At 69.7% G+C, this 19,916-nt stretch carries 15 protein-coding genes; 14 read left to right on the forward strand and 1 reads right to left on the reverse strand.

Annotated elements, in window-relative coordinates; genetic code table 11:
* The 14 genes from FNH04_RS20340 to FNH04_RS20405 all read left to right on the forward strand — a co-directional run.
* Nucleotides 1-1,862: peptidoglycan D,D-transpeptidase FtsI family protein (locus tag FNH04_RS20340; RefSeq protein WP_228031523.1), on the forward strand; the 1,862-nt coding region annotated here is incomplete at its 5' end.
* Between the two features lie 220 nt (nt 1,863-2,082).
* Nucleotides 2,083-3,612: a UDP-N-acetylmuramoyl-L-alanyl-D-glutamate--2,6-diaminopimelate ligase gene (locus FNH04_RS20345; RefSeq protein WP_322723367.1), complete on the forward strand. Its 1,530-nt coding sequence runs from the start codon at nt 2,083-2,085 to the stop codon at nt 3,610-3,612.
* Nucleotides 3,613-3,616: 4 nt separating this feature from the next.
* Complete coding sequence (locus tag FNH04_RS20350; RefSeq protein WP_322723368.1) at nt 3,617-5,032, forward strand: UDP-N-acetylmuramoyl-tripeptide--D-alanyl-D-alanine ligase; 1,416 nt, start codon at nt 3,617-3,619, stop codon at nt 5,030-5,032.
* Nucleotides 5,032-6,123, forward strand: coding sequence for a phospho-N-acetylmuramoyl-pentapeptide-transferase (gene mraY, locus FNH04_RS20355; RefSeq protein WP_152786296.1), 1,092 nt, complete (start codon nt 5,032-5,034; stop codon nt 6,121-6,123). Before FNH04_RS20350 ends, mraY begins: the two co-directional genes overlap by 1 nt.
* Entirely contained in the window at nt 6,120-7,547 is a 1,428-nt protein-coding gene (gene murD, locus FNH04_RS20360) for a UDP-N-acetylmuramoyl-L-alanine--D-glutamate ligase (RefSeq protein ID WP_322723375.1), read from the forward strand. Before mraY ends, murD begins: the two co-directional genes overlap by 4 nt.
* A 140-nt stretch (nt 7,548-7,687) precedes the next feature.
* Nucleotides 7,688-9,028 carry a putative lipid II flippase FtsW gene (ftsW, locus tag FNH04_RS20365; RefSeq protein WP_152786278.1) on the forward strand — a complete coding sequence of 447 codons (1,341 nt, stop codon included), beginning with the start codon at nt 7,688-7,690 and terminating at the stop codon, nt 9,026-9,028.
* Nucleotides 9,029-9,034: 6 nt separating this feature from the next.
* On the forward strand, nt 9,035-10,126 hold the full coding sequence (gene murG / locus FNH04_RS20370; protein ID WP_322723369.1) for an undecaprenyldiphospho-muramoylpentapeptide beta-N-acetylglucosaminyltransferase: 1,092 nt from the start codon (nt 9,035-9,037) through the stop codon (nt 10,124-10,126).
* A gap of 32 nt (nt 10,127-10,158) precedes the next feature.
* Nucleotides 10,159-10,944: a cell division protein FtsQ/DivIB gene (locus FNH04_RS20375; RefSeq protein WP_322723370.1), complete on the forward strand. Its 786-nt coding sequence runs from the start codon at nt 10,159-10,161 to the stop codon at nt 10,942-10,944.
* Nucleotides 10,945-11,222: 278 nt separating this feature from the next.
* The gene (ftsZ, locus tag FNH04_RS20380) at nt 11,223-12,413 is read left to right on the forward strand and encodes a cell division protein FtsZ (protein ID WP_322723371.1); all 1,191 of its coding nucleotides are present in this window, start codon (nt 11,223-11,225) and stop codon (nt 12,411-12,413) included.
* Complete coding sequence (gene pgeF / locus FNH04_RS20385; protein WP_322723373.1) at nt 12,410-13,147, forward strand: peptidoglycan editing factor PgeF; 738 nt, start codon at nt 12,410-12,412, stop codon at nt 13,145-13,147. Before ftsZ ends, pgeF begins: the two co-directional genes overlap by 4 nt.
* Complete coding sequence (locus FNH04_RS20390; RefSeq protein ID WP_152786282.1) at nt 13,144-13,863, forward strand: YggS family pyridoxal phosphate-dependent enzyme; 720 nt, start codon at nt 13,144-13,146, stop codon at nt 13,861-13,863. Before pgeF ends, FNH04_RS20390 begins: the two co-directional genes overlap by 4 nt.
* Before the next feature lie 129 nt (nt 13,864-13,992).
* On the forward strand, nt 13,993-14,625 hold the full coding sequence (locus FNH04_RS20395) for a cell division protein SepF (RefSeq protein ID WP_152786284.1): 633 nt from the start codon (nt 13,993-13,995) through the stop codon (nt 14,623-14,625).
* 51 nt (nt 14,626-14,676) lie between these two features.
* Complete coding sequence (locus tag FNH04_RS20400; RefSeq protein ID WP_152786286.1) at nt 14,677-14,967, forward strand: YggT family protein; 291 nt, start codon at nt 14,677-14,679, stop codon at nt 14,965-14,967.
* Between the two features lie 52 nt (nt 14,968-15,019).
* Nucleotides 15,020-16,210 (forward strand): DivIVA domain-containing protein, encoded by a 1,191-nt coding sequence (locus tag FNH04_RS20405; protein WP_152786288.1) that lies wholly within the window; start codon nt 15,020-15,022, stop codon nt 16,208-16,210.
* A 198-nt stretch (nt 16,211-16,408) separates the two neighbouring features.
* On the opposite strand, the gene ileS is transcribed toward FNH04_RS20405, so the two are convergent.
* Complete coding sequence (ileS, locus tag FNH04_RS20410; RefSeq protein WP_152786290.1) at nt 16,409-19,570, reverse strand: isoleucine--tRNA ligase; 3,162 nt, start codon at nt 19,568-19,570, stop codon at nt 16,409-16,411.
* Between the last annotated feature and the right edge of the window lie 346 nt (nt 19,571-19,916).

A 19,916-nucleotide genomic window follows, 5' to 3' on the forward strand; every position in this document is an offset into this window, starting at 1 on the left:
GCCCCGCACGACGCACGGGCGCCGCCCGGCCGGGCGCCCCCAAGCCCCTCCGGCTCGGGAGTCCCCGACCGCGGCTGCGCCTGGTGAGCCTCGCGCTGACCCTGGTGATGACCGCCTTCGTCGTACGGCTGCTCCAGGTGCAGGCCGTCGACGCCGGCGAGTACACCGCCAAGGCCGAGCAGAGCCGGTACGTGGGCCATGTCCTGGCCGCCGAGCGGGGCGGGATCACCGACCGCAACGGTGTGGCCCTGGCGACCAGCGTCGACGCCAACGACATCACCGCCGACCCCACGATGTTCACCCCCGAGCAGACGAAGATCGCCGACGCGCCCGAGCAGGCGGCCGCGCTCCTCGCGCCGATCCTCGACCAGGACCAGGCGGTGATCGCCGGCAAGCTCAGGACCGAGAACACCCAGTACGTCCTGCTCGCCCGGCGCCAGATGCCCGAGGTCTGGAAGCAGATCAGGGACCTGAAGACGGCGCTCGCGAAGAAGGCCGGGACGGACCCGGGCACCGTCAACGTGCTGGCGGGCGTCTTCCAGGACCCCAGCAGCAAGCGCGTGTACCCGAACGGCGACCTTGCCGCCGGGATACTGGGCTGGGTCAACGCCGACGGCAAGGGCGGCGGAGGCGTCGAGCAGCAGCTGAACGAGGAACTCACCGGCAAGGACGGCAAGATCCGCTACGCCCAGTCCGGTGGCCGCCAGGTGCCCACCGCGGGCTCCACGGAGACGCCCGCAGTCCCCGGATCCGACATCGAGTTGACCATCGACCGCGACATCCAGTGGGCCGCGCAGAACGCCATCACCGAGCAGGTGAAGAAGTCCAAGGCGGACCGCGGCTACGTGATAGTGCAGGACACGCGGACCGGCGAGATCCTGGCCATGGCCAACTCGCCCGGCTTCGACCCCAACGACCTCTCGAAGGCGAACGGCGACGCCCTCGGCAACGCGGCCCTCCAGGACGCCTACGAGCCCGGCTCCACCGCCAAGGTCATGTCCATGGCCGCCGTACTGGAGGAGAACGCCGCCACGCCGCTGACCCATGTCACGGTGCCCAACCGGCTGCCCCGCGGCGACCGGCTCTTCAGGGACGACATCGACCACCCGACCTGGTACCTCACGCTCAACGGGGTGCTCGCCAAGTCCAGCAACATCGGCACCATCCTGGCCACCGGCCAGCTCGGCAAGACACAGAAGCAGGCCAACCAGGTCCTCTACTCGTACCTGCGCAAGTTCGGCCTCGGCAGCCCCAGCGGCCTCGACTTCCCCGGCGAGACCAAGGGCATCCTCGCGCCACCGGACCAGTGGTCGACCTCGCAGCAGTACACGATCCCTTTCGGCCAGGGCATGTCCATCAACGCGATGCAGGCGGCCTCCGTCTACTCCACGATCGCCAACGGCGGCGTCCGGGTGGAACCCACCCTCGTCCGCGGCACCGAGGGACCCGACGGACGCTTCACACCCGCTCCCAATCCCAAGAAGACAAGGGTCGTGAGCGAGAAGACGGCGAAGACGCTCGCCCGGATGCTGGAGTCCGTGGTGGACGACGAGGAGGGGACCGGCACCAAGGCCCGTATCCCCGGCTACCGGGTGGCGGGCAAGACGGGTACGGCCAACCGCGTCGATCCGGCCACCGGCAAGTACCGCGGATACACGTCCTCGTTCGCCGGGTTCGCGCCCGCCGACAAGCCACGGGTCACCGTCTACTGCGCGATCCAGAACGCCACGAAGGGCAGCTACTTCGGCGGCCAGATCTGCGGGCCCATCTACAAGGAGGTCATGGAGTTCGCCCTGAAGACCCTCCAGGTCCCGCCGACCGGCGCGAAGCCCGCGAACCTGCCCGTCGCCTTCAGTCCCTGACCGGCACCACCACCGACGACCTACGGCACCGCCAAGATCAGCAGCACCGCAGAGACCGACCAGGAACCAGCCCGTGACGATGATCACTCCCGGCTCCGGGAACAACACCCCACCGCACGTTCCGCGCGCGCACCGACTTCGCTCCGGCGGGGGTGAGCCCGGTACGCTCACCGCCGTGCCACACGCTGATCAGTCCCAAACCACCCAGAAGGGCGTTTCCGTGACATATCCGGGACCGCCGCGGCCGACGCGGGTCTCCGCCACCCCCCTCGCGGAGCTCGCCGGTCAGCTGGGCGCCGAGCAGCCGCAGACCTCGAACGACACCGCCGAGGTCACGGGCATCACCCACGACTCGCGCGCCGTGCGCCCAGGCGACCTGTACGCCGCCCTGCCCGGTGCCCGCCTCCACGGCGCCGACTTCGTGACCCAGGCGGCCGGTCTGGGCGCCACAGCCGTGCTGACCGACCCGACGGGCGCCGAGCGCGCCGCCGCCACGGGGCTGCCGGTCCTGGTCGTCGACGACCCCCGTGCGCGGATGGGCGAGCTGGCGGTCACGATCTACGGCCACCCCGGGCGCGACCTGCTCCAGATCGGCATCACCGGCACCTCCGGCAAGACCACGACCGCGTACCTCGTCGAGGGCGGCCTGAAGACCGTCCGCAGCACCGGACTGATCGGCACGGTCGAGATGCGGATCGGGGACGAGCGCGTCAAGTCCGAGCGGACCACCCCCGAAGCCACCGATCTACAGGCGCTGTTCGCGGTCATGCGCGAGCGTGGCGTCGAGGCGGTCGCCATGGAGGTGTCCAGCCACGCGCTGGTCCTCGGCCGGGTCGACGGCTGTGTCTTCGACATCGGCGTCTTCACCAACCTGAGCCCGGAACACATGGAGTTCCACTCCGACATGGAGGACTACTTCGGGGCCAAGGCGCAGCTGTTCACGCCGGAACGGAGCAAACTCGGCGTCATCAACTTCGACGACGAGTACGGCCGCAGGCTCGTCAAGGAGGCGGGCGTCCCCGTCGTCACGTTCTCCGCCGAGGGGCACCCCGACGCCGACTGGCGCGCCGAGGACGTCGAGGTCGGGCCCATGGACTCGACGTTCACCGCGATCGGCCCGAAGGGTGAGCGGATCGCCGCCAGGTCGCCGCTGCCCGGGCCCTTCAACGTCGCCAACACCCTCGCCGCGATCGTCGCCCTCGCCGCCGCCGGGCTCGACCCGCAGGCCGCCGCCGACGGTGTCGCCGCCGTGCCGGGCGTACCGGGCCGGCTGGAGCGCGTGGACGCCGGGCAGCCGTATCTCGCGGTCGTCGACTACGCCCACAAGACCGACGCCGTCGAGTCGGTGCTGCGCGCCCTGCGCAAGGTCACCGAGGGCAGCGTGCACATCGTGCTGGGCTGCGGTGGTGACCGCGACACGACCAAGCGGGGCCCCATGGGTGCCGCAGCGGCCCGGCTCGCCGACACCGCCGTACTGACCTCCGACAACCCACGCTCCGAGGACCCCCTCGCGATCCTCGCCACCATGCTCCAGGGCGCGGCGTCCGTACCGGCACACGAGCGAGGCGAGGTCCAGGTCTTCGAGGACCGGGCCGCGGCGATCGCCGCCGCGGTGGCCCGCGCACAGCCGGGCGACACCGTGCTGGTCGCCGGCAAGGGCCATGAGCAGGGCCAGGACATCGCCGGGGTGGTGCGTCCCTTCGACGACCGCCAGGTGCTTCGCGAAGCTATCCAGAAGACCCAGGGATGAACTTGTGATCGCCCTCTCCCTCGCCGAGATCGCAGAAGTCGTCGGCGGGCAGACGCACGACATACCGGACCCGTCGGTCCAGGTCACCGGACCCGTCGTCAGGGACTCCCGCGAGGCGGGACCCGGCAGCCTCTTCGTCGCGTTCGCCGGCGAGCGCGCGGACGGCCACGACTTCGCCCGGCAGGTCGTCGAGGCGGGTGCCGCCGGCGTCCTCGCGTCCCGTCCCGTCGGCGTCCCCGCGATCGTCGTCGAGGACGTCCAGGCGGCCCTCGGCGCCCTCGCCCGCCACGTCGTCCGCAAGCTCGGCACGACCCTCGTGGCCCTCACCGGCTCCGCCGGCAAGACCAGCACCAAGGACCTCATCGCACAGGTCCTGCGGCGCAAGGCGCCCACGGTGTTCACCCCCGGCTCCCTCAACAACGAGATCGGGCTGCCCCTCACCGCGCTCAGCGCCACCGAGGAGACGAAGTTCCTCGTCCTGGAGATGGGCGCACGCGGAATCGGCCATATCCGGTACCTCACCGACCTGACGCCGCCGAGGGTCGGGCTCGTCCTCAACGTCGGGACCGCCCACATCGGCGAGTTCGGCGGCCGGGAGCAGATCGCCCAGGCCAAGGGGGAGTTGGTCGAGGCCCTTCCCCCGGCGGAGGAGGGCGGCGCCGCGATCCTGAACGCCGACGACTCCCTCGTACGCGCCATGGCGTCCCGTACGAAGGCCAAGGTGATCCTTTTCGGAGAGTCCGGCGAAGCGGACGTACGTGCCGAGAACGTACGACTCACGGACAGCGGACAGCCCGCCTTCAGCCTTCACACACCCTCCGGTGCAAGCGATGTGACCATGCGCCTGTACGGTGAGCACCACGTGTCGAACGCGCTCGCCGCGGCCGCCGTCGCCCATGAGCTGGGCATGTCCGCGGAAGAGATCGCCACCGCGCTCTCCGAGGCGGGCTCCCTCTCCCGCTGGCGGATGGAGGTCACCGAGCGCCCGGACGGCGTGACGATCGTCAACGACGCCTACAACGCGAACCCCGAGTCCATGCGAGCCGCTCTGCGCGCGCTGGCCGCCATGGGCAACGGGCGCCGCACGTGGGCGGTGCTCGGCAAGATGGCCGAGCTCGGGGACGAGGCGCTCGCCGAGCACGACGCGGTCGGACGGCTCGCCGTCCGGCTCAACGTCAGCAAGCTCGTCGCGGTGGGGGGCAGGGAGGCCTCCTGGCTGCAACTGGGCGCATATAACGAGGGTTCGTGGGGTGAGGAGTCGGTGCACGTGTCCGACGCACAGGCGGCGGTCGACCTGTTGCGCAGCGAGTTGCGCCCGGGGGACGTCGTACTCGTGAAGGCGTCCCGGTCGGTCGGGCTCGAGAGTGTGGCGCAGGCGCTGCTGGACGGCGGCGCCGAGGGTGAGGTTTCCGCCCGATGATGAAGCAGATCCTGTTCGCAGGAGTCATTGGCCTCTTCCTGACACTGGTCGGGACCCCGCTGCTGATCAAGCTGCTCGCCCGCAAGGGCTACGGCCAGTACATCCGCGACGACGGCCCGCGCGAGCACGCCAGCAAGCGCGGTACGCCGACCATGGGCGGCATCGCCTTCATCGCGGCGACGATCGCCGCGTACTTCCTGGCCAAGGTGATCACGGGGTCCCTGGACGAGGACGTCGACGCGGCGCCGACCTACTCGGGTGTGCTGGTGCTCGGCCTGATGGCGGGCATGGGCCTCGTCGGCTTCCTCGACGACTACATCAAGATCGTCAAGCGGCGGTCGCTGGGTCTGAGGGCCAAGGCCAAGATGGCCGGACAGCTGATCGGCGGCATCGCCTTCGCGGTGCTCTCGCTGCAGTTCGCGGACAACCGCGGCAACACCCCGGCCTCCACCAAGCTCTCCTTCGTGCAGGACTTCGGCTGGTCCATCGGCCCGGTGCTGTTCGTGGTCTGGGCGCTGTTCATGATCCTCGCCATGTCGAACGGCGTGAACCTGACCGACGGTCTGGACGGTCTGGCCACCGGTGCCTCCGTGCTGGTCTTCGGCGCGTACACCTTCATCGGCGTCTGGCAGTTCCAGGAGTCCTGCGCCAACGCGGCGACACTGATCAACCCGCAGGCCTGTTACGAGGTACGAGATCCTCTCGACCTCGCCGTCGTGGCCGCCGCGCTGATGGGCTCCTGCCTCGGCTTCCTGTGGTGGAACACCTCACCCGCCAAGATCTTCATGGGCGACACCGGTTCGCTGGCCCTCGGTGGCGCGCTCGCGGGTCTCGCGATCTGCTCGCGCACCGAGCTGCTGCTGGCGCTCCTCGGCGGCCTGTTCGTCCTCATCACCATGTCGGTGGTCATCCAGGTCGGCTCGTTCCGCCTCACCGGCAAGCGCGTCTTCCGTATGGCCCCGCTCCAGCACCACTTCGAACTCAAGGGCTGGTCCGAAGTCCTTGTCGTGGTCCGTTTCTGGATCATCCAGGGCATCTGTGTGATTGTCGGACTCGGCATCTTCTACGCGGGATGGGCGGCCGACAAGTGACCTCCTGGCAGGGCATGCACATCACCGTCGCCGGTCTCGGCGTGAGCGGCGTCAGCGCCGCCCGCGCCCTGGCCGGCCTCGGCGCGTCCGTCACCGTGGTGGACGGCGGCGACTCGGAGGCGCTCCGGGAGAAGGCCGCAGCCCTCGAGAGCTCCACCGAAGGCGTCCGGGTGCGCCTCGGGGACGGCGACACGCTCCCCGAGGGCACGGACCTGATCGTCACCTCGCCCGGCTGGAAGCCCACTTCGCCGCTCTTCGCGGCGGCCGCCGAGGCCGGTGTGGACGTCGTCGGCGACGTCGAGATCGCCTGGCGGCTGCGCGGCCGGGACGGTCGGGAAGCAGCCGCCTGGCTGGCCGTGACGGGCACCAACGGCAAGACGACCACCACACAGATGCTCGCCTCGATCCTGCGCGCCGCGGGACTGCGCACGGTCGCCGTGGGCAACATCGGCACCCCGATCATCGACATCGTGCTGGGGGGCGAGCCGTACGACGTCCTGGCGGTGGAGCTGTCGAGCTACCAGCTCCACTGGGCGCCCTCCCTGCGCGCCCACTCCGCCGCCGTCCTCAACCTCGCCCCGGACCACCTCGACTGGCACGGCTCCATGGAGGCCTACGCCGCCGACAAAGGCCGCATCTACGAGGGCAATCGGGTCGCCTGCGTCTACAACGCCGCCGACAAGGCCACCGAGGACCTGGTGCGCGAGGCCGACGTGGAGGAGGGCTGCCGGGCCATCGGCTTCACGCTGGGCACGCCCGGGCCGTCCCAACTCGGCGTCGTGGAAGGCATCCTGGTCGACCGCGCCTTCGTCGAGAACCGGCAGAAGAACGCCCAGGAGCTCGCCGAGGTCGCCGACGTCAACCCGCCCGCCCCGCACAACATCGCCAACGCCCTCGCCGCCGCGGCCCTCGCCCGCGCCTTCGGGGTGCCCCCCAAGGCCGTACGGGACGGGCTGCGGGCCTTCCGCCCGGACGCGCACCGCATCGAGCACGTGGCGGACGTGGACGGCGTCGCGTACGTGGACGACTCCAAGGCCACCAACACCCATGCCGCGGAAGCCTCCTTGGCCGCGTACGAGTCGATCGTGTGGATCGCGGGAGGCCTCGCCAAGGGCGCGACCTTCGACGAGCTCGTCTCCAAGTCGGCAAAGCGACTTCGGGGTGTGGTCCTCATCGGAGCGGATCGCGCGCTGATCCGGGAAGCGCTCGCGCGACACGCCCCCGAAGTGCCCGTCGTGGACCTCGAGCGGACCGACACTGGGGCGATGCTCGCGGCCGTCCGGGAGGCCAAGCGGCTCGCCGCCGCGGGCGACACGGTGCTGCTGGCCCCGGCCTGTGCCTCCATGGACATGTTCACCAACTACAACAAACGCGGGGACGCGTTCGCGGAGGCCGTATCCGAACTCGCGTCCGCCGACGGCTGACCCGGGCCCGCCTCGCCTGGCGGCGGAGCCGGGCGACCCAGGGAGGGTACGCGTGACACGGATGTGGCTGGAGTTTCGCCAGTGGCTTCCCGCCGGTGGCACGGCGCCACGCCGCCCCGGCGGCGTCGAAGGAGTCGGCGATGGCCAGTAGCCGTACCGGCCGCCCCCCTCTCCAGCGCGCCACCCGGCGGCCCCCCGTCCCGCGTCCCCCGCGTGAGAACCCGCTGCGGCGGTTCCTCGCGCGTGCCCGGCGTGCCTGGGACCGGCCGCTCACCGCGTACTACCTGATCCTGGGCGGCAGTCTGCTGATCACCGTGCTGGGGCTGGTGATGGTGTACTCGGCCTCCCAGATCACCGCGCTGCAGCTGTCGCTGCCGGGGTCGTACTTCTTCCGGAAGCAGTTCCTGGCCGCCGCGATCGGCACCGTACTGCTGTTCCTGGCCTCGCGGATGCCGGTGAAGCTGCACCGGGCGCTGGCGTACCCGATCCTGGCCGGCTCTGTCTTCCTGATGATCCTGGTCCAGATCCCGGGGATAGGGATGGCGGTCAACGGCAACCAGAACTGGATCTCGCTCGGCGGCTCCTTCCAGATCCAGCCCAGCGAGTTCGGCAAGCTGGCGCTCGTGCTGTGGGGTGCCGACCTGCTCGCGCGCAAACAGGACAAGCGGCTGCTGACCCAGTGGAAGCACATGCTGGTGCCGCTCGTCCCGGTGACGTTCATGCTGCTCGGGCTGATCATGCTGGGCGGCGACATGGGGACGGCGATCATCCTCACGGCCATCCTGTTCGGGCTGCTGTGGATCGCGGGGGCGCCCACCCGGCTCTTCGTGGGCGTGCTGGCCGGGGCCGCGCTGATCGTCGCGATCCTCATCAAGACCAGCCCCAACCGCATGGCCCGGTTCACCTGCCTCGGCTCCACCGACGCCGACCAGTGCTGGCAGGCCGTGCACGGCATCTACGCACTCGCGTCCGGCGGGCTCTTCGGATCCGGTCTCGGGGCGAGTGTGGAGAAATGGGGTCAACTCCCCGAAGCGCACACCGACTTCATCTTCGCCGTCACCGGTGAGGAACTGGGCCTCGCGGGGACGCTGTCGGTGCTCGCCCTCTTCGCGGCTCTAGGCTATGCGGGTATCCGCGTGGCCGGACGCACGGAGGACCCCTTCGTGAGGTATGCCGCGGGAGGCGTGACCACCTGGATCACCGCTCAGGCGGTGATCAACATCGGTGCGGTGCTCGGTCTGCTGCCGATCGCCGGGGTCCCGCTCCCGCTGTTCTCCTACGGGGGATCAGCCCTGCTGCCGACCATGTTCGCCATCGGGCTGCTGATCGCCTTCGCGCGTGACGAGCCCGCTGCGCGGGCGGCGCTTGCGATGCGGCAACCCCGCTTTGGTAGAAAGCGGGCTGGAGGTCCTCCGGGACCTCGGAGATGGAACACGATGCGACGGCGTGCCCAGGTGGCGCGCTCGTCCGGAGAGCGGTGAATTTCGGTGCATGTCGTCCTCGCCGGTGGCGGAACCGCCGGCCATATCGAGCCCGCGCTCGCCCTCGCGGACGCCCTGCGCAGGCAGGACCCGACCGTCGGGATCACAGCCCTGGGCACGGAGCGCGGCCTCGAGACCCGACTGGTGCCCGAGCGCGGCTACGAACTCGCGCTGATCCCCGCCGTACCCCTGCCGCGCAAGCCCACGCCCGAGCTGATCACCGTGCCCGGCCGGCTGCGGGGCACGATCAAGGCGACCGAGCAGATCATGGAGCGCACCAAGGCGGACGTCGTGGTCGGCTTCGGCGGGTACGTGGCCCTGCCCGGCTATCTCGCCGCCAAGCGCCTCGGCGTGCCGATCGTGGTCCACGAGGCCAACGCCCGCCCGGGCCTGGCCAACAAGATCGGTTCGCGCTACGCCTCCCAGGTCGCCGTCTCCACCCCGGACAGCAAGCTGCGGAACTCCCGCTACATCGGGATCCCGCTGCGCCGCTCCATCGCCACCCTGGACCGTGCCAGGGTCCGTCCCGAGGCCCGTGCCGCGTTCGGCCTCGACCCGTCCCTGCCGACCCTGCTCGTCTCCGGAGGCTCCCAGGGCGCCCGCCGCCTCAACGAGGTGGTCCAGCAGGTCGCCCCGTACTTCCAGCAGGCCGGTATCCAGATCCTGCACGCGGTCGGCCCGAAGAACGAACTGCCACAGGTGCACCAGATGCCGGGGATGCCCCCCTACATCCCGGTACCGTATGTGGACCGGATGGATCTCGCGTACGCCGCGGCCGACATGATGCTCTGCCGCGCGGGCGCGATGACCGTCGCCGAACTCTCCGCCGTCGGACTCCCCGCCGCGTACGTCCCGCTGCCCATCGGCAACGGTGAACAGCGGCTGAACGCCCAGCCGGTGGTCAAGGCCGGCGGCGGACTGCTGGTCGACGACGCGGAACTCACGCCCCAGTGGGTGCAGCAGAACGTCCTGCCCGTCCTCGCCGACCCGCACCGGTTGTACGAGATGTCCCGCGCCGCCGGCGAGTTCGGCCGCCGGGACGCCGACGAGCTGCTCGTCGGGATGGTGTACGAGGCGATCGCGTCCCGGCACCGGTAGGGCAGTACCGCACGTGTGAGAGGCAGGGGAGAGTGGCCGGATCGATGACCGCCGAGCGCGGTGCGGACGAGGACCTCCCGTCCGGCCCACCTCCTCACAGGAGGCTCCCCGGCCCTCGTGTGCTCATCATCCTTTCTCTGGCCCTGGTGTTGGCCGGTGCGACCACCGTCTGGGCCCTCTACGGCTCCTCGTGGCTGCGGGTGGAGCAGGTGTCGGTCTCGGGGACCCGGGTCCTGACCGAGGCTCAGGTGCGTGAGGCGGCCGACGTGCCGCTCGGGGCTCCCCTGGTGTCCGTGGACACCGATGCGATGGAGGCGCGACTGCGCCGGAAACTGCCCAGAATTGACTCGATTGAGGTCGACCGCTCCTGGCCCCATGGAATCGACCTGAAAGTGAGCGAGCGCGTTCCGGTTCTGATTACCGAAAACTCCGGAAAGGGGGGCAAGTACGTCGAAGTGGACGCCAAAGGCGTGCGTTTCGCGACGGTTTCGGAACCCCCGAAAGGGGTGCCGATCCTCGAAATGGACGTATCGCGCTCCCCCGCTTCCCGCCGTTTCGACACCGGTCGGCTGGTGCGGGAGGCGGTCCGCGTCGCCGGGGACATTCCGGACGCGGTCGCGCGGGGCACCCGGGTCGTCAAGGTCCTTTCGTACGACTCCATCTCGCTGGAGTTGACGGACGGCCGGACCGTCAACTGGGGCAGCGGCGAGAAGGGTCGCGCCAAGGCCCGAACGCTCACCGCTCTGCTGGAAGCGGCCCCGGACGCACGGCACTTCGACGTCAGCGTTCCCACCGCGCCCGCGTCATCAGGGAGTTGACGCACATCAGCGCAGGCCAGCACCCTGGTTGGGCACCGCTATGGCTGATCACATAGGGTGAAAAGAAAAACGGGAGGTTCGGCGTGTTCGTTGAACGGGCGCCACTTGTCGACTTAGTGTCCTGTTCGGAAGAGTCAAGGGAACAGGCACACTGGTAACCCTAAACTTCAGGGTTAGGGTTCGGGTCGGCGATACGGACCGTCCCCATCGGCATCCGTCGTCGCCTCGTGGGCAACCGCGAAGTGACGACCCGTAAATCGAGGCGAGAGGCCTTCGACGTGGCAGCACCGCAGAACTACCTCGCAGTCATCAAGGTCATCGGTGTCGGCGGCGGTGGTGTCAATGCCATCAACCGAATGATCGAGGTCGGTCTCAAGGGTGTCGAGTTCATCGCGATCAACACGGACGCGCAGGCGCTGTTGATGAGCGACGCCGACGTCAAGCTCGACGTCGGCCGTGAACTCACCCGCGGACTCGGCGCCGGCGCCAACCCGGCGGTCGGCCGCAAGGCCGCCGAGGACCACCGCGAGGAGATCGAGGAGGTCCTCAAGGGGGCCGACATGGTCTTCGTGACGGCGGGCGAGGGTGGCGGCACCGGCACCGGCGGCGCGCCCGTCGTGGCCAACATCGCCCGCTCGCTGGGCGCCCTCACCATCGGCGTGGTCACCCGCCCGTTCACCTTCGAGGGACGGCGCCGCGCCAACCAGGCCGAGGACGGCATCGCCGAACTCCGCGAAGAGGTCGACACCCTCATCGTCATCCCCAACGACCGGCTGCTGTCCATCTCGGACCGCCAGGTCTCGGTTCTCGACGCCTTCAAGTCGGCCGACCAGGTCCTGCTCTCCGGTGTCCAGGGCATCACCGACCTCATCACCACGCCCGGTCTGATCAACCTCGACTTCGCCGACGTCAAGTCCGTGATGTCCGAGGCCGGTTCGGCCCTCATGGGTATCGGCTCGGCCCGCGGTGACGACCGCGCGGTGGCCGCGGCCGAGATGGCGATCTCGTCCCCGCTCCTCGAGGCCTCCATCGACGGCGCCCGCGGTGTGCTGCTCTCCATCTCCGGTGGCTCCGACCTCGGCCTGTTCGAGATCAACGAGGCCGCCCAGCTGGTCAGCGAGGCCGCGCACCCCGAGGCCAACATCATCTTCGGCGCGGTCATCGACGACGCCCTCGGCGACGAGGTGCGGGTCACGGTGATCGCGGCCGGCTTCGACGGGGGGCAGCCCCCGGCCAAGCGGGACAACATCCTGGGCTCGACCTCCGCCAAGCGCGAGGAGCCCGCGCCCGCGCGTCCCGCCGAGAGCCGTCCGTCCTTCGGCTCGCTCGGCAGCGTCAAGCCCAAGGAGGAGGCGGCGCCCAAGCCGGAGCCGGTGAGCGAGCTCCCGTCCTCCCCGCCGGTCCCGCCGTCCCGGTCGTACACGGACAGCGCGGCCGAGGAGCTGGACGTGCCGGACTTCCTCAAGTGATAGGACAGCGCGAGACCGTGAGCGGCGCGCACTTCGCCTTCACCGACCGGTGGGGCGGGGTGAGCGCCGTTCCGTACGAGGAGCTCAATCTCGGCGGGGCGGTCGGGGACGATCCCGACGCGGTCCGCACGAACCGCGAGCTGGCCGCCAAGTCGCTCGGTCTCGACCCGGCCGACGTGGTCTGGATGAACCAGGTGCACGGACCGGACGTGGCGGTGGTCGACGGGCCCTGGGGTTCGTCGGACGTACCGCGAGTGGACGCGGTCGTCACCACACGGCGCGGCCTGGCGCTCGCCGTACTCACCGCCGACTGCACCCCCGTCCTGCTCGCCGACCCCGTCGCCGGGGTCGCGGCCGCCGCGCACGCGGGACGGCCCGGCATGATCGCGGGGGTCGTGCCCGCCGCCGTGCGCGCCATGATGGAGCTGGGCGCCGAACCCTCCCGGATCGTCGCCCGCACCGGGCCCGCCGTGTGCGGCCGCTGCTACGAGGTGCCCGAGGCGATGCGCGCAGAGGTGTCCGCCGTCGAGCCGGCGGCGTACGCCGAGACGAGTTGGGGTACGCCCGCGGTGGATGTGAGCGCCGGAGTGCACGCGCAACTCGAGCGGCTCGGGGTGCGCGACCGGGCGCAGTCGCCCGTGTGCACGCTGGAGTCGCACGACTACTTCTCGTACCGACGCGACCGCACCACCGGGCGACTCGCGGGATATGTCTGGCTGGCTGATGGGGCATGACCGAGCGTAGAGATCAACTCGCCGCGAACCTGGCGAAAGTGGAGGAGCGCATCACGGCGGCGTGCGTGGCCGCCGGGCGGAAGCGCGAGGAGGTGACCCTGATCGTGGTCACCAAGACCTATCCGGCGAGCGACGTGCGCGTCCTGTCGGAGCTCGGTGTGCGCCATGTCGCCGAGAACAAGGACCAGGACGCGGCACCCAAAGCCGATGAATGCTCGGATCTGCCGCTCACGTGGCACTTCGTCGGCCAGTTGCAGACCAACAAGGCCCGTTCCGTGGTTCGTTACGCGGATCTCGTACAGTCCGTCGATCGTCCCAAGCTGGTCACAACTCTTTCGAATGAGGCGGTTCGAGCCGGGCGTGAGGTGGGATGTCTCATCCAGGTCGCGCTCGACGCGGAGGAGGGCGGCCGAGGGGACCGAGGAGGTGTCGGGCCTGGCGGCATCGAGGAGTTGGCCGACCTCGTGGCGGGTTCACCGGGGCTGCGGTTGGACGGACTGATGACCGTCGCGCCGCTCACCGGGCCGTACGCGGGGCGTGAACAGGCGGCATTCGAGCGGTTGATGGTTTTGTCGACTGCCCTGCGCCGAGCCCATCCGGCTGCGAACATGGTCTCGGCAGGGATGAGTGCGGACCTCGAACAGGCCGTGGCGGCCGGAGCGACACATGTACGCGTCGGCACTGCGGTACTCGGAGTCCGCCCCAGGCTCGGGTAACGTCGCCAAGAAGTCGGACCACAGCAGAAAATATGGTCATTACCGCTGATAGCGGGCATAACGACCTCGTGGATCGCGGGCACTTGGTAAATCGTCAGTCGATCCATCACAGAGCGGAGGACTCAGAGCATGGCCGGCGCAATGCGCAAGATGGCGGTCTACCTCGGCCTCGTGGAGGACGATGGGTACGACGGCCGCGGTTTCGACCCCGACGACGACTTCGAACCCGAGCTCGATCCGGAGCCCGAGCGGGACCGAAGGCGACATGAACCGTCCCACCAGGTATCCCAGCCGCCACGGGACGACTCGGTAAGAGTCGTGCAGCCCTCCGCGCAGCGTGAATCGGCGGCTCTCGCCGCCTCGCTGCCCGCGGAATCGGTGCGACCCGCCCGGATCGCGCCCGTGGCATCCATCACACAGGAACGCCAGAGTCTGGAGAAGAACGCACCGGTGATCATGCCCAAGGTCGTGTCCGAACGGGAGCCTTACCGGATCACCACGCTCCACCCCCGGACCTACAACGAGGCCCGTACCATCGGGGAACACTTCCGTGAGGGCACCCCGGTGATCATGAATCTGACTGAGATGGATGACACAGACGCGAAGCGACTTGTCGACTTTGCGGCAGGTTTGGTGTTTGGTCTTCACGGAAGCATCGAGAGGGTGACGCAGAAGGTGTTCCTGTTGTCGCCTGCTAACGTCGATGTCACGGCGGAGGACAAGGCCCGCATCGCAGAGGGCGGGTTCTTCAACCAGAGCTGAGACGCACGACCGGAACGAAGTACGAGAACAGGGGAGAGGGAAGCACGGATCATGAGCGTGGTTTGGCAGGTGCTCTACGTCGCGCTGATGTGTTTCCTCATCGTGCTGATCTTCCGGTTGGTCATGGACTACGTCTTCCAGTTCGCCCGCTCATGGCAACCCGGCAAGGCGATGGTGGTCGTTCTGGAGGCCACCTACACTGTCACCGATCCACCGCTCAAGCTTCTGCGGCGGTTCATCCCGCCGCTGCGTCTCGGGGGCGTGGCGCTTGACCTGTCCTTCTTCGTACTAATGATCATCGTCTGGGTCCTGATCTCGATAGTCGAGAGCTTCGGGATGTGACTGTGGACGATACGGTCTTGCCGACTGCCGCTGACTACGTTGAGGTGAAGAGATGCCGTTGACCCCCGAGGACGTGCGGAACAAGCAGTTCACGACCGTCCGCCTCCGAGAAGGCTATGACGAGGACGAGGTCGATGCCTTCCTCGATGAGGTCGAAGCCGAACTGACCCGCCTGCTCCGCGAGAACGAGGACCTGCGCGCCAAACTGGCCGCGGCCACGCGTGCGGCCGCGCAGAACCAGCAGAACATGCGCAAGCCCCCGGAGGGTCAGGACCAGCAGCAGGGCATGCAGCAGGGTATGCGCGGTCCTGGCGCTCCCGTCCCCGCCGGGATATCGGGCCCGCCGCAGCAGCAGATGGGTGGCCCCATGGGTGGTCCGCCCCAGCTGCCGAGCGGTGCCCCGCAGCTGCCCGCGGGTCCGGGCGGTCAGGGTCAGCAGGGTCCCGGCCCCATGGGTCAGGGGCCGATGGGTCAGGGCCCGATGGGTCAGGGCCCGATGGGCCAGGGCGGCCCGATGCAGCAGCAGATGGGTGGCCCGATGGGCGGTCCCATGGGCGGCCCCGGTGGTCCGATGGGAGGCCCCCCCGGCCTGCCCGGTCAGGGCCCCGGCGGCGACAGCGCCGCGCGTGTGCTCTCGCTGGCCCAGCAGACCGCCGACCAGGCGATCGCCGAGGCCCGTTCCGAGGCCAACAAGATCGTCGGTGAGGCGCGCAGCCGTGCCGAGGGTCTGGAGCGCGACGCCCGTGCCAAGGCCGACGCCCTGGAGCGGGACGCGCAGGAGAAGCACCGTGTCGCGATGGGCTCCCTGGAGTCCGCCCGCGCCACGCTGGAGCGCAAGGTCGAGGACCTGCGTGGCTTCGAGCGCGAGTACCGCACCCGTCTGAAGTCGTACCTGGAGTCGCAGCTGCGTCAGCTGGAGACCCAGGCCGACGACTCGCTGGCCCCGCCGCGTACCCCCGCGACGGCCTCTCTCCCGCCGTCCCCGGCGCCTTCCATGGCCCCGGCCGGCGCGAGTGCCCCGTCCTACGGCGGCAACCCGTCGATGGGTGGCGGCATGGGCGGCGGTATGGGTGGCGGTATGGGCGGTGGCTCCGCCCCGTCCGCGCCGTCCTACGGCGGCCAGCAGCAGATGTCCCCGGCCATGACCCAGCCGATGGCTCCTGTCCGTCCTCAGGGCCCCTCCCCGATGGGTCAGGCCCCCTCGCCGATGCGAGGCTTCCTCATCGACGAGGACGACAACTGACCGGCCTCTAATACGCCTCTGGCGTCGGCAGCGTTCAAGGCGAGGCCCCCGGATTTCCGGGGGCCTCGCCTTTTTGTGCGACGTGTCCGGAATGCGGGTGGTTCTGAGGGGGCGAACACGGAGAAGGCCCCGGGTTCCGTGACAGGAACCCGGGGCCTTCAGTCTTCGAACAACCTTCCCGACGGTTGGCGGCCCCTGCTAGCTGACTGCCTCGGTCTTGCGGAGACGGAACGTCAGCGAGAGCCCCTCGTCCGTGAACGGCTCCCCGTACGCGTCGTCCGCCTCGCCGGGGGCGAAGTCCGTGGCGAGGACCTCGTCGGAGATCAGCCCGGAGTGCTCGGTCAGGGCTTCGGTGACCGCGGCGTCCGTGGACGTCCAGCGGAGCGCGATCCGGTCGGCCACGTCCAGCCCGCTGTTCTTGCGTGCCTCCTGGATCAGGCGGATCGCGTCACGGGCGAGTCCCGCACGGCGCAGCTCTTCGGTGATCTCCAGGTCGAGGGCCACCGTCGCACCCGAGTCGGACGCCACGGACCAGCCCTCGCGCGGGGTCTCCGTGATGATCACCTCGTCCGGGGCGAGGGTGATCGTCTCGCCGTCGACCTCGACGGACGCCGTGCCCGCGCGCAGGGCGAGGGACAGCGCGGCCGCGTCGGCGTTGGCGACGGCCTTGGCCACGTCCTGGACGCGCTTGCCGAACCGCTTGCCGAGCGCTCGGAAGTTCGCCTTCGCCGTCGTGTCGACCAGCGAGCCGCCCACCTCGGAGAGGGACGCGAGGGAGCTCACGTTCAGCTCCTCGGTGATCTGCGTGTGCAGCTCGGGATCCAGGGACCCGAATCCCGCGGCCGCGACCAGGGCGCGCGACAGCGGCTGGCGGGTCTTGACGCCCGACTCCGCGCGCGTGGCACGGCCCAGCTCCACGAGCCGGCGCACCAGCACCATCTGCTTCGACAGCTCCGGGTCGATGGCGGACAGGTCCGCCTCCGGCCATGAGGCCAGGTGCACCGACTCCGGGGCGCCCGGGGTCACCGGCACGACCAGGTCCTGCCAGACCCGCTCGGTGATGAACGGGGTCAGCGGGGCCATCAGCTTGGTGACCGTCTCGACGACCTCGTGCAGGGTGCGCAGCGCCGCCTTGTCGCCCTGCCAGAAGCGGCGGCGCGAGCGGCGTACGTACCAGTTGGACAGGTCGTCGACGAACGCCGACAGGAGCTTTCCGGCGCGCTGGGTGTCGTACGCCTCCAGGGCCTGCGTCACCTGGTCGGTGAGCGCGTGGAGCTCGGACAGCAGCCAGCGGTCCAGGACCGGGCGGTCGGCCGGGGCCGGGTCCGCCTCGCTGGGCGCCCAGTTCGACGTACGGGCGTACAGGGCCTGGAAGGCGACCGTGTTCCAGTACGTGAGGAGAGTCTTGCGGACGACCTCCTGGATGGTGCCGTGGCCCACGCGGCGTGCCGCCCACGGGGAGCCGCCGGCCGCCATGAACCAGCGGACCGCGTCCGCGCCGTGCTGGTCCATGAGCGGGATGGGCTGCAGGATGTTGCCCAGGTGCTTGGACATCTTGCGGCCGTCCTCGGCGAGGATGTGGCCGAGGCACACGACGTTCTCGTAACTGGACTTGTCGAAGACCAGGGTGCCGACCGCCATCAGCGTGTAGAACCAGCCGCGGGTCTGGTCGATGGCCTCGCAGATGAACTGCGCCGGGTAGCGGGCCTCGAACAGCTCCTTGTTCTTGTACGGGTAGCCCCACTGCGCGAACGGCATGGAACCCGAGTCGTACCAGGCGTCGATGACCTCCGGCACGCGTGTGGCCGTACCGCCGCAGCCGTCCTGGGGGCAGGCGAAGGTGATCTCGTCGATGTACGGGCGGTGGGGGTCGAGGCCCGACTGGTCGGTGCCGGTCAGCTCGGTGAGCTCCGTGAGGGAGCCGACGCAGGTGAGGTGGTCGTCCTCGCAGCGCCAGACCGGCAGGGGGGTGCCCCAGTAGCGGTTGCGGGACAGGGCCCAGTCGATGTTGTTGTTCAGCCAGTCGCCGTACCGGCCGTGCTTGACCGAGTCCGGGAACCAGTTCGTCCCCTCGTTCTCCTGGAGGAGGCGGTCCTTGACGGACGTCGTGCGGATGTACCAGGACGGCTGGGCGTAGTAGAGCAGCGCGGTGTGGCAGCGCCAGCAGTGCGGGTAGCTGTGCTCGTACGGGATGTGCTTGAAGAGCAGCCCGCGGCTCTGGAGGTCCGCGGTGAGCTTCTCGTCCGCCTTCTTGAAGAAGATCCCGCCGACCAGGGGGACGTCCTCGGCGAACGTGCCGTCCTGGCGGACCGGGTTCACCATCGGCAGGCCGTACGCGCGGCAGACCCGGAGGTCGTCCTCACCGAAGGCGGGGGACTGGTGGACCAGGCCCGTACCGTCCTCGGTCGTGACGTACTCGGCGTTGACGACATAGTGCGTCTCTACGTCGGCCGGGAACTCCACGAGCTCGAACGGTCGTTGATAGGACCAGCGCTCCATGTCGGCGCCCGTGAAGGTCTGGCCGGTGGTCTCCCAGCCCTCGCCGAGGGCCTTGGCGACGAGCGGCTCGGCGACGACGAGCTTCTCCTCGCCGTTCGTGGCGACGACGTAGGTGACCTCGGCATGGGCGGCGACCGCGGTGTTGGACACCAGGGTCCACGGTGTGGTCGTCCACACCAGGAGCGCGGCCTCGCCGGCGAGCGGACCGGAGGTGAGCGGGAAACGGACGTACACCGAGGGGTCGACGACCGTCTCGTAGCCCTGCGCCAGCTCGTGGTCCGACAGGCCGGTGCCGCAGCGCGGGCACCAGGGGGCGACGCGGTGGTCCTGGACCAGCAGGCCCTTGTTGAAGATCTCCTTGAGCGACCACCAGACCGACTCGATGTACTCGGGGTCCATCGTGCGGTAGGGGTCGTTCAGGTCGGTCCAGTAACCCATGCGGGTCGTGAGCTCTTCGAAGGCGTCGGTGTGGCGGGTCACGGACTCGCGGCACTTGGCGTTGAACTCGGCGATGCCGTACGCCTCGATGTCCTGCTTGCCGCTGAAGCCGAGCTCCTTCTCGACCGCCAGCTCCACCGGGAGGCCGTGGCAGTCCCAGCCGGCCTTGCGGGCCACGTGGTAGCCGCGCATGGTGCGGAAGCGGGGGAAGACGTCCTTGAAGACGCGGGCCTCGATGTGGTGGGCGCCGGGCATGCCGTTGGCGGTGGGCGGGCCCTCGTAGAAGACCCACTCGGGGCGGCCCTCGGACTGCTCCAGGCTCTTGGTGAAGATCTTCTGCTCGCGCCAGAAGTCGAGCACGGCGTGCTCGAGCGCGGGCAGGTCTACCTGGGCGGGTACCTGGCGGTATGTCGGCGCTGTCATCAGCGAGCTTCCTCCAACGGACTTTCTGCCTTCCGTCGGAGGGACGAGAGCCTGCTTGCTGCCTGCGCCGGGTGCGGCGCGCTCCCGCGGTACCACCCTCCTTGGCTCCCCGGTGCGTCGTCCGCACCGGCGAACCCCCTCATTGGGGTCGCGATACCGGGTCTACTCGCCGCTGCTGCTGTCCTGGCCGCTGTCGTGCCTGGCCCGCTCCGGCTTTCTTCCGGCGGCTCCGGGGTGATCTTCACGTCGCGCTCGCCCCCGGGCTTCCACCGTCCCCGGGTCGCTCATGGCTGCGTACGGCGCTACTCGTCCCCATCCACGCTTTTCGCTCCGCCCAGTGTACGGC

It is taken from the genome of Streptomyces phyllanthi, assembly GCF_009377205.1.
Taxonomy (GTDB): Bacteria; Actinomycetota; Actinomycetes; order Streptomycetales; family Streptomycetaceae; genus Streptomyces; species Streptomyces phyllanthi.

Coding starts and splice junctions, on each gene's coding strand:
- mraY (WP_152786296.1), top strand. CDS start 5,032: ATGAAGCAGATCCTGTTCGCAGGAGTCATTGGCCTCTTCCTGACACTG.
- ileS (WP_152786290.1), bottom strand. CDS start 19,570: ATGACAGCGCCGACATACCGCCAGGTACCCGCCCAGGTAGACCTGCCC.
- FNH04_RS20405 (WP_152786288.1), top strand. CDS start 15,020: ATGCCGTTGACCCCCGAGGACGTGCGGAACAAGCAGTTCACGACCGTC.
- FNH04_RS20400 (WP_152786286.1), top strand. CDS start 14,677: ATGAGCGTGGTTTGGCAGGTGCTCTACGTCGCGCTGATGTGTTTCCTC.
- FNH04_RS20395 (WP_152786284.1), top strand. CDS start 13,993: ATGGCCGGCGCAATGCGCAAGATGGCGGTCTACCTCGGCCTCGTGGAG.
- ftsW (WP_152786278.1), top strand. CDS start 7,688: ATGGCCAGTAGCCGTACCGGCCGCCCCCCTCTCCAGCGCGCCACCCGG.
- FNH04_RS20390 (WP_152786282.1), top strand. CDS start 13,144: ATGACCGAGCGTAGAGATCAACTCGCCGCGAACCTGGCGAAAGTGGAG.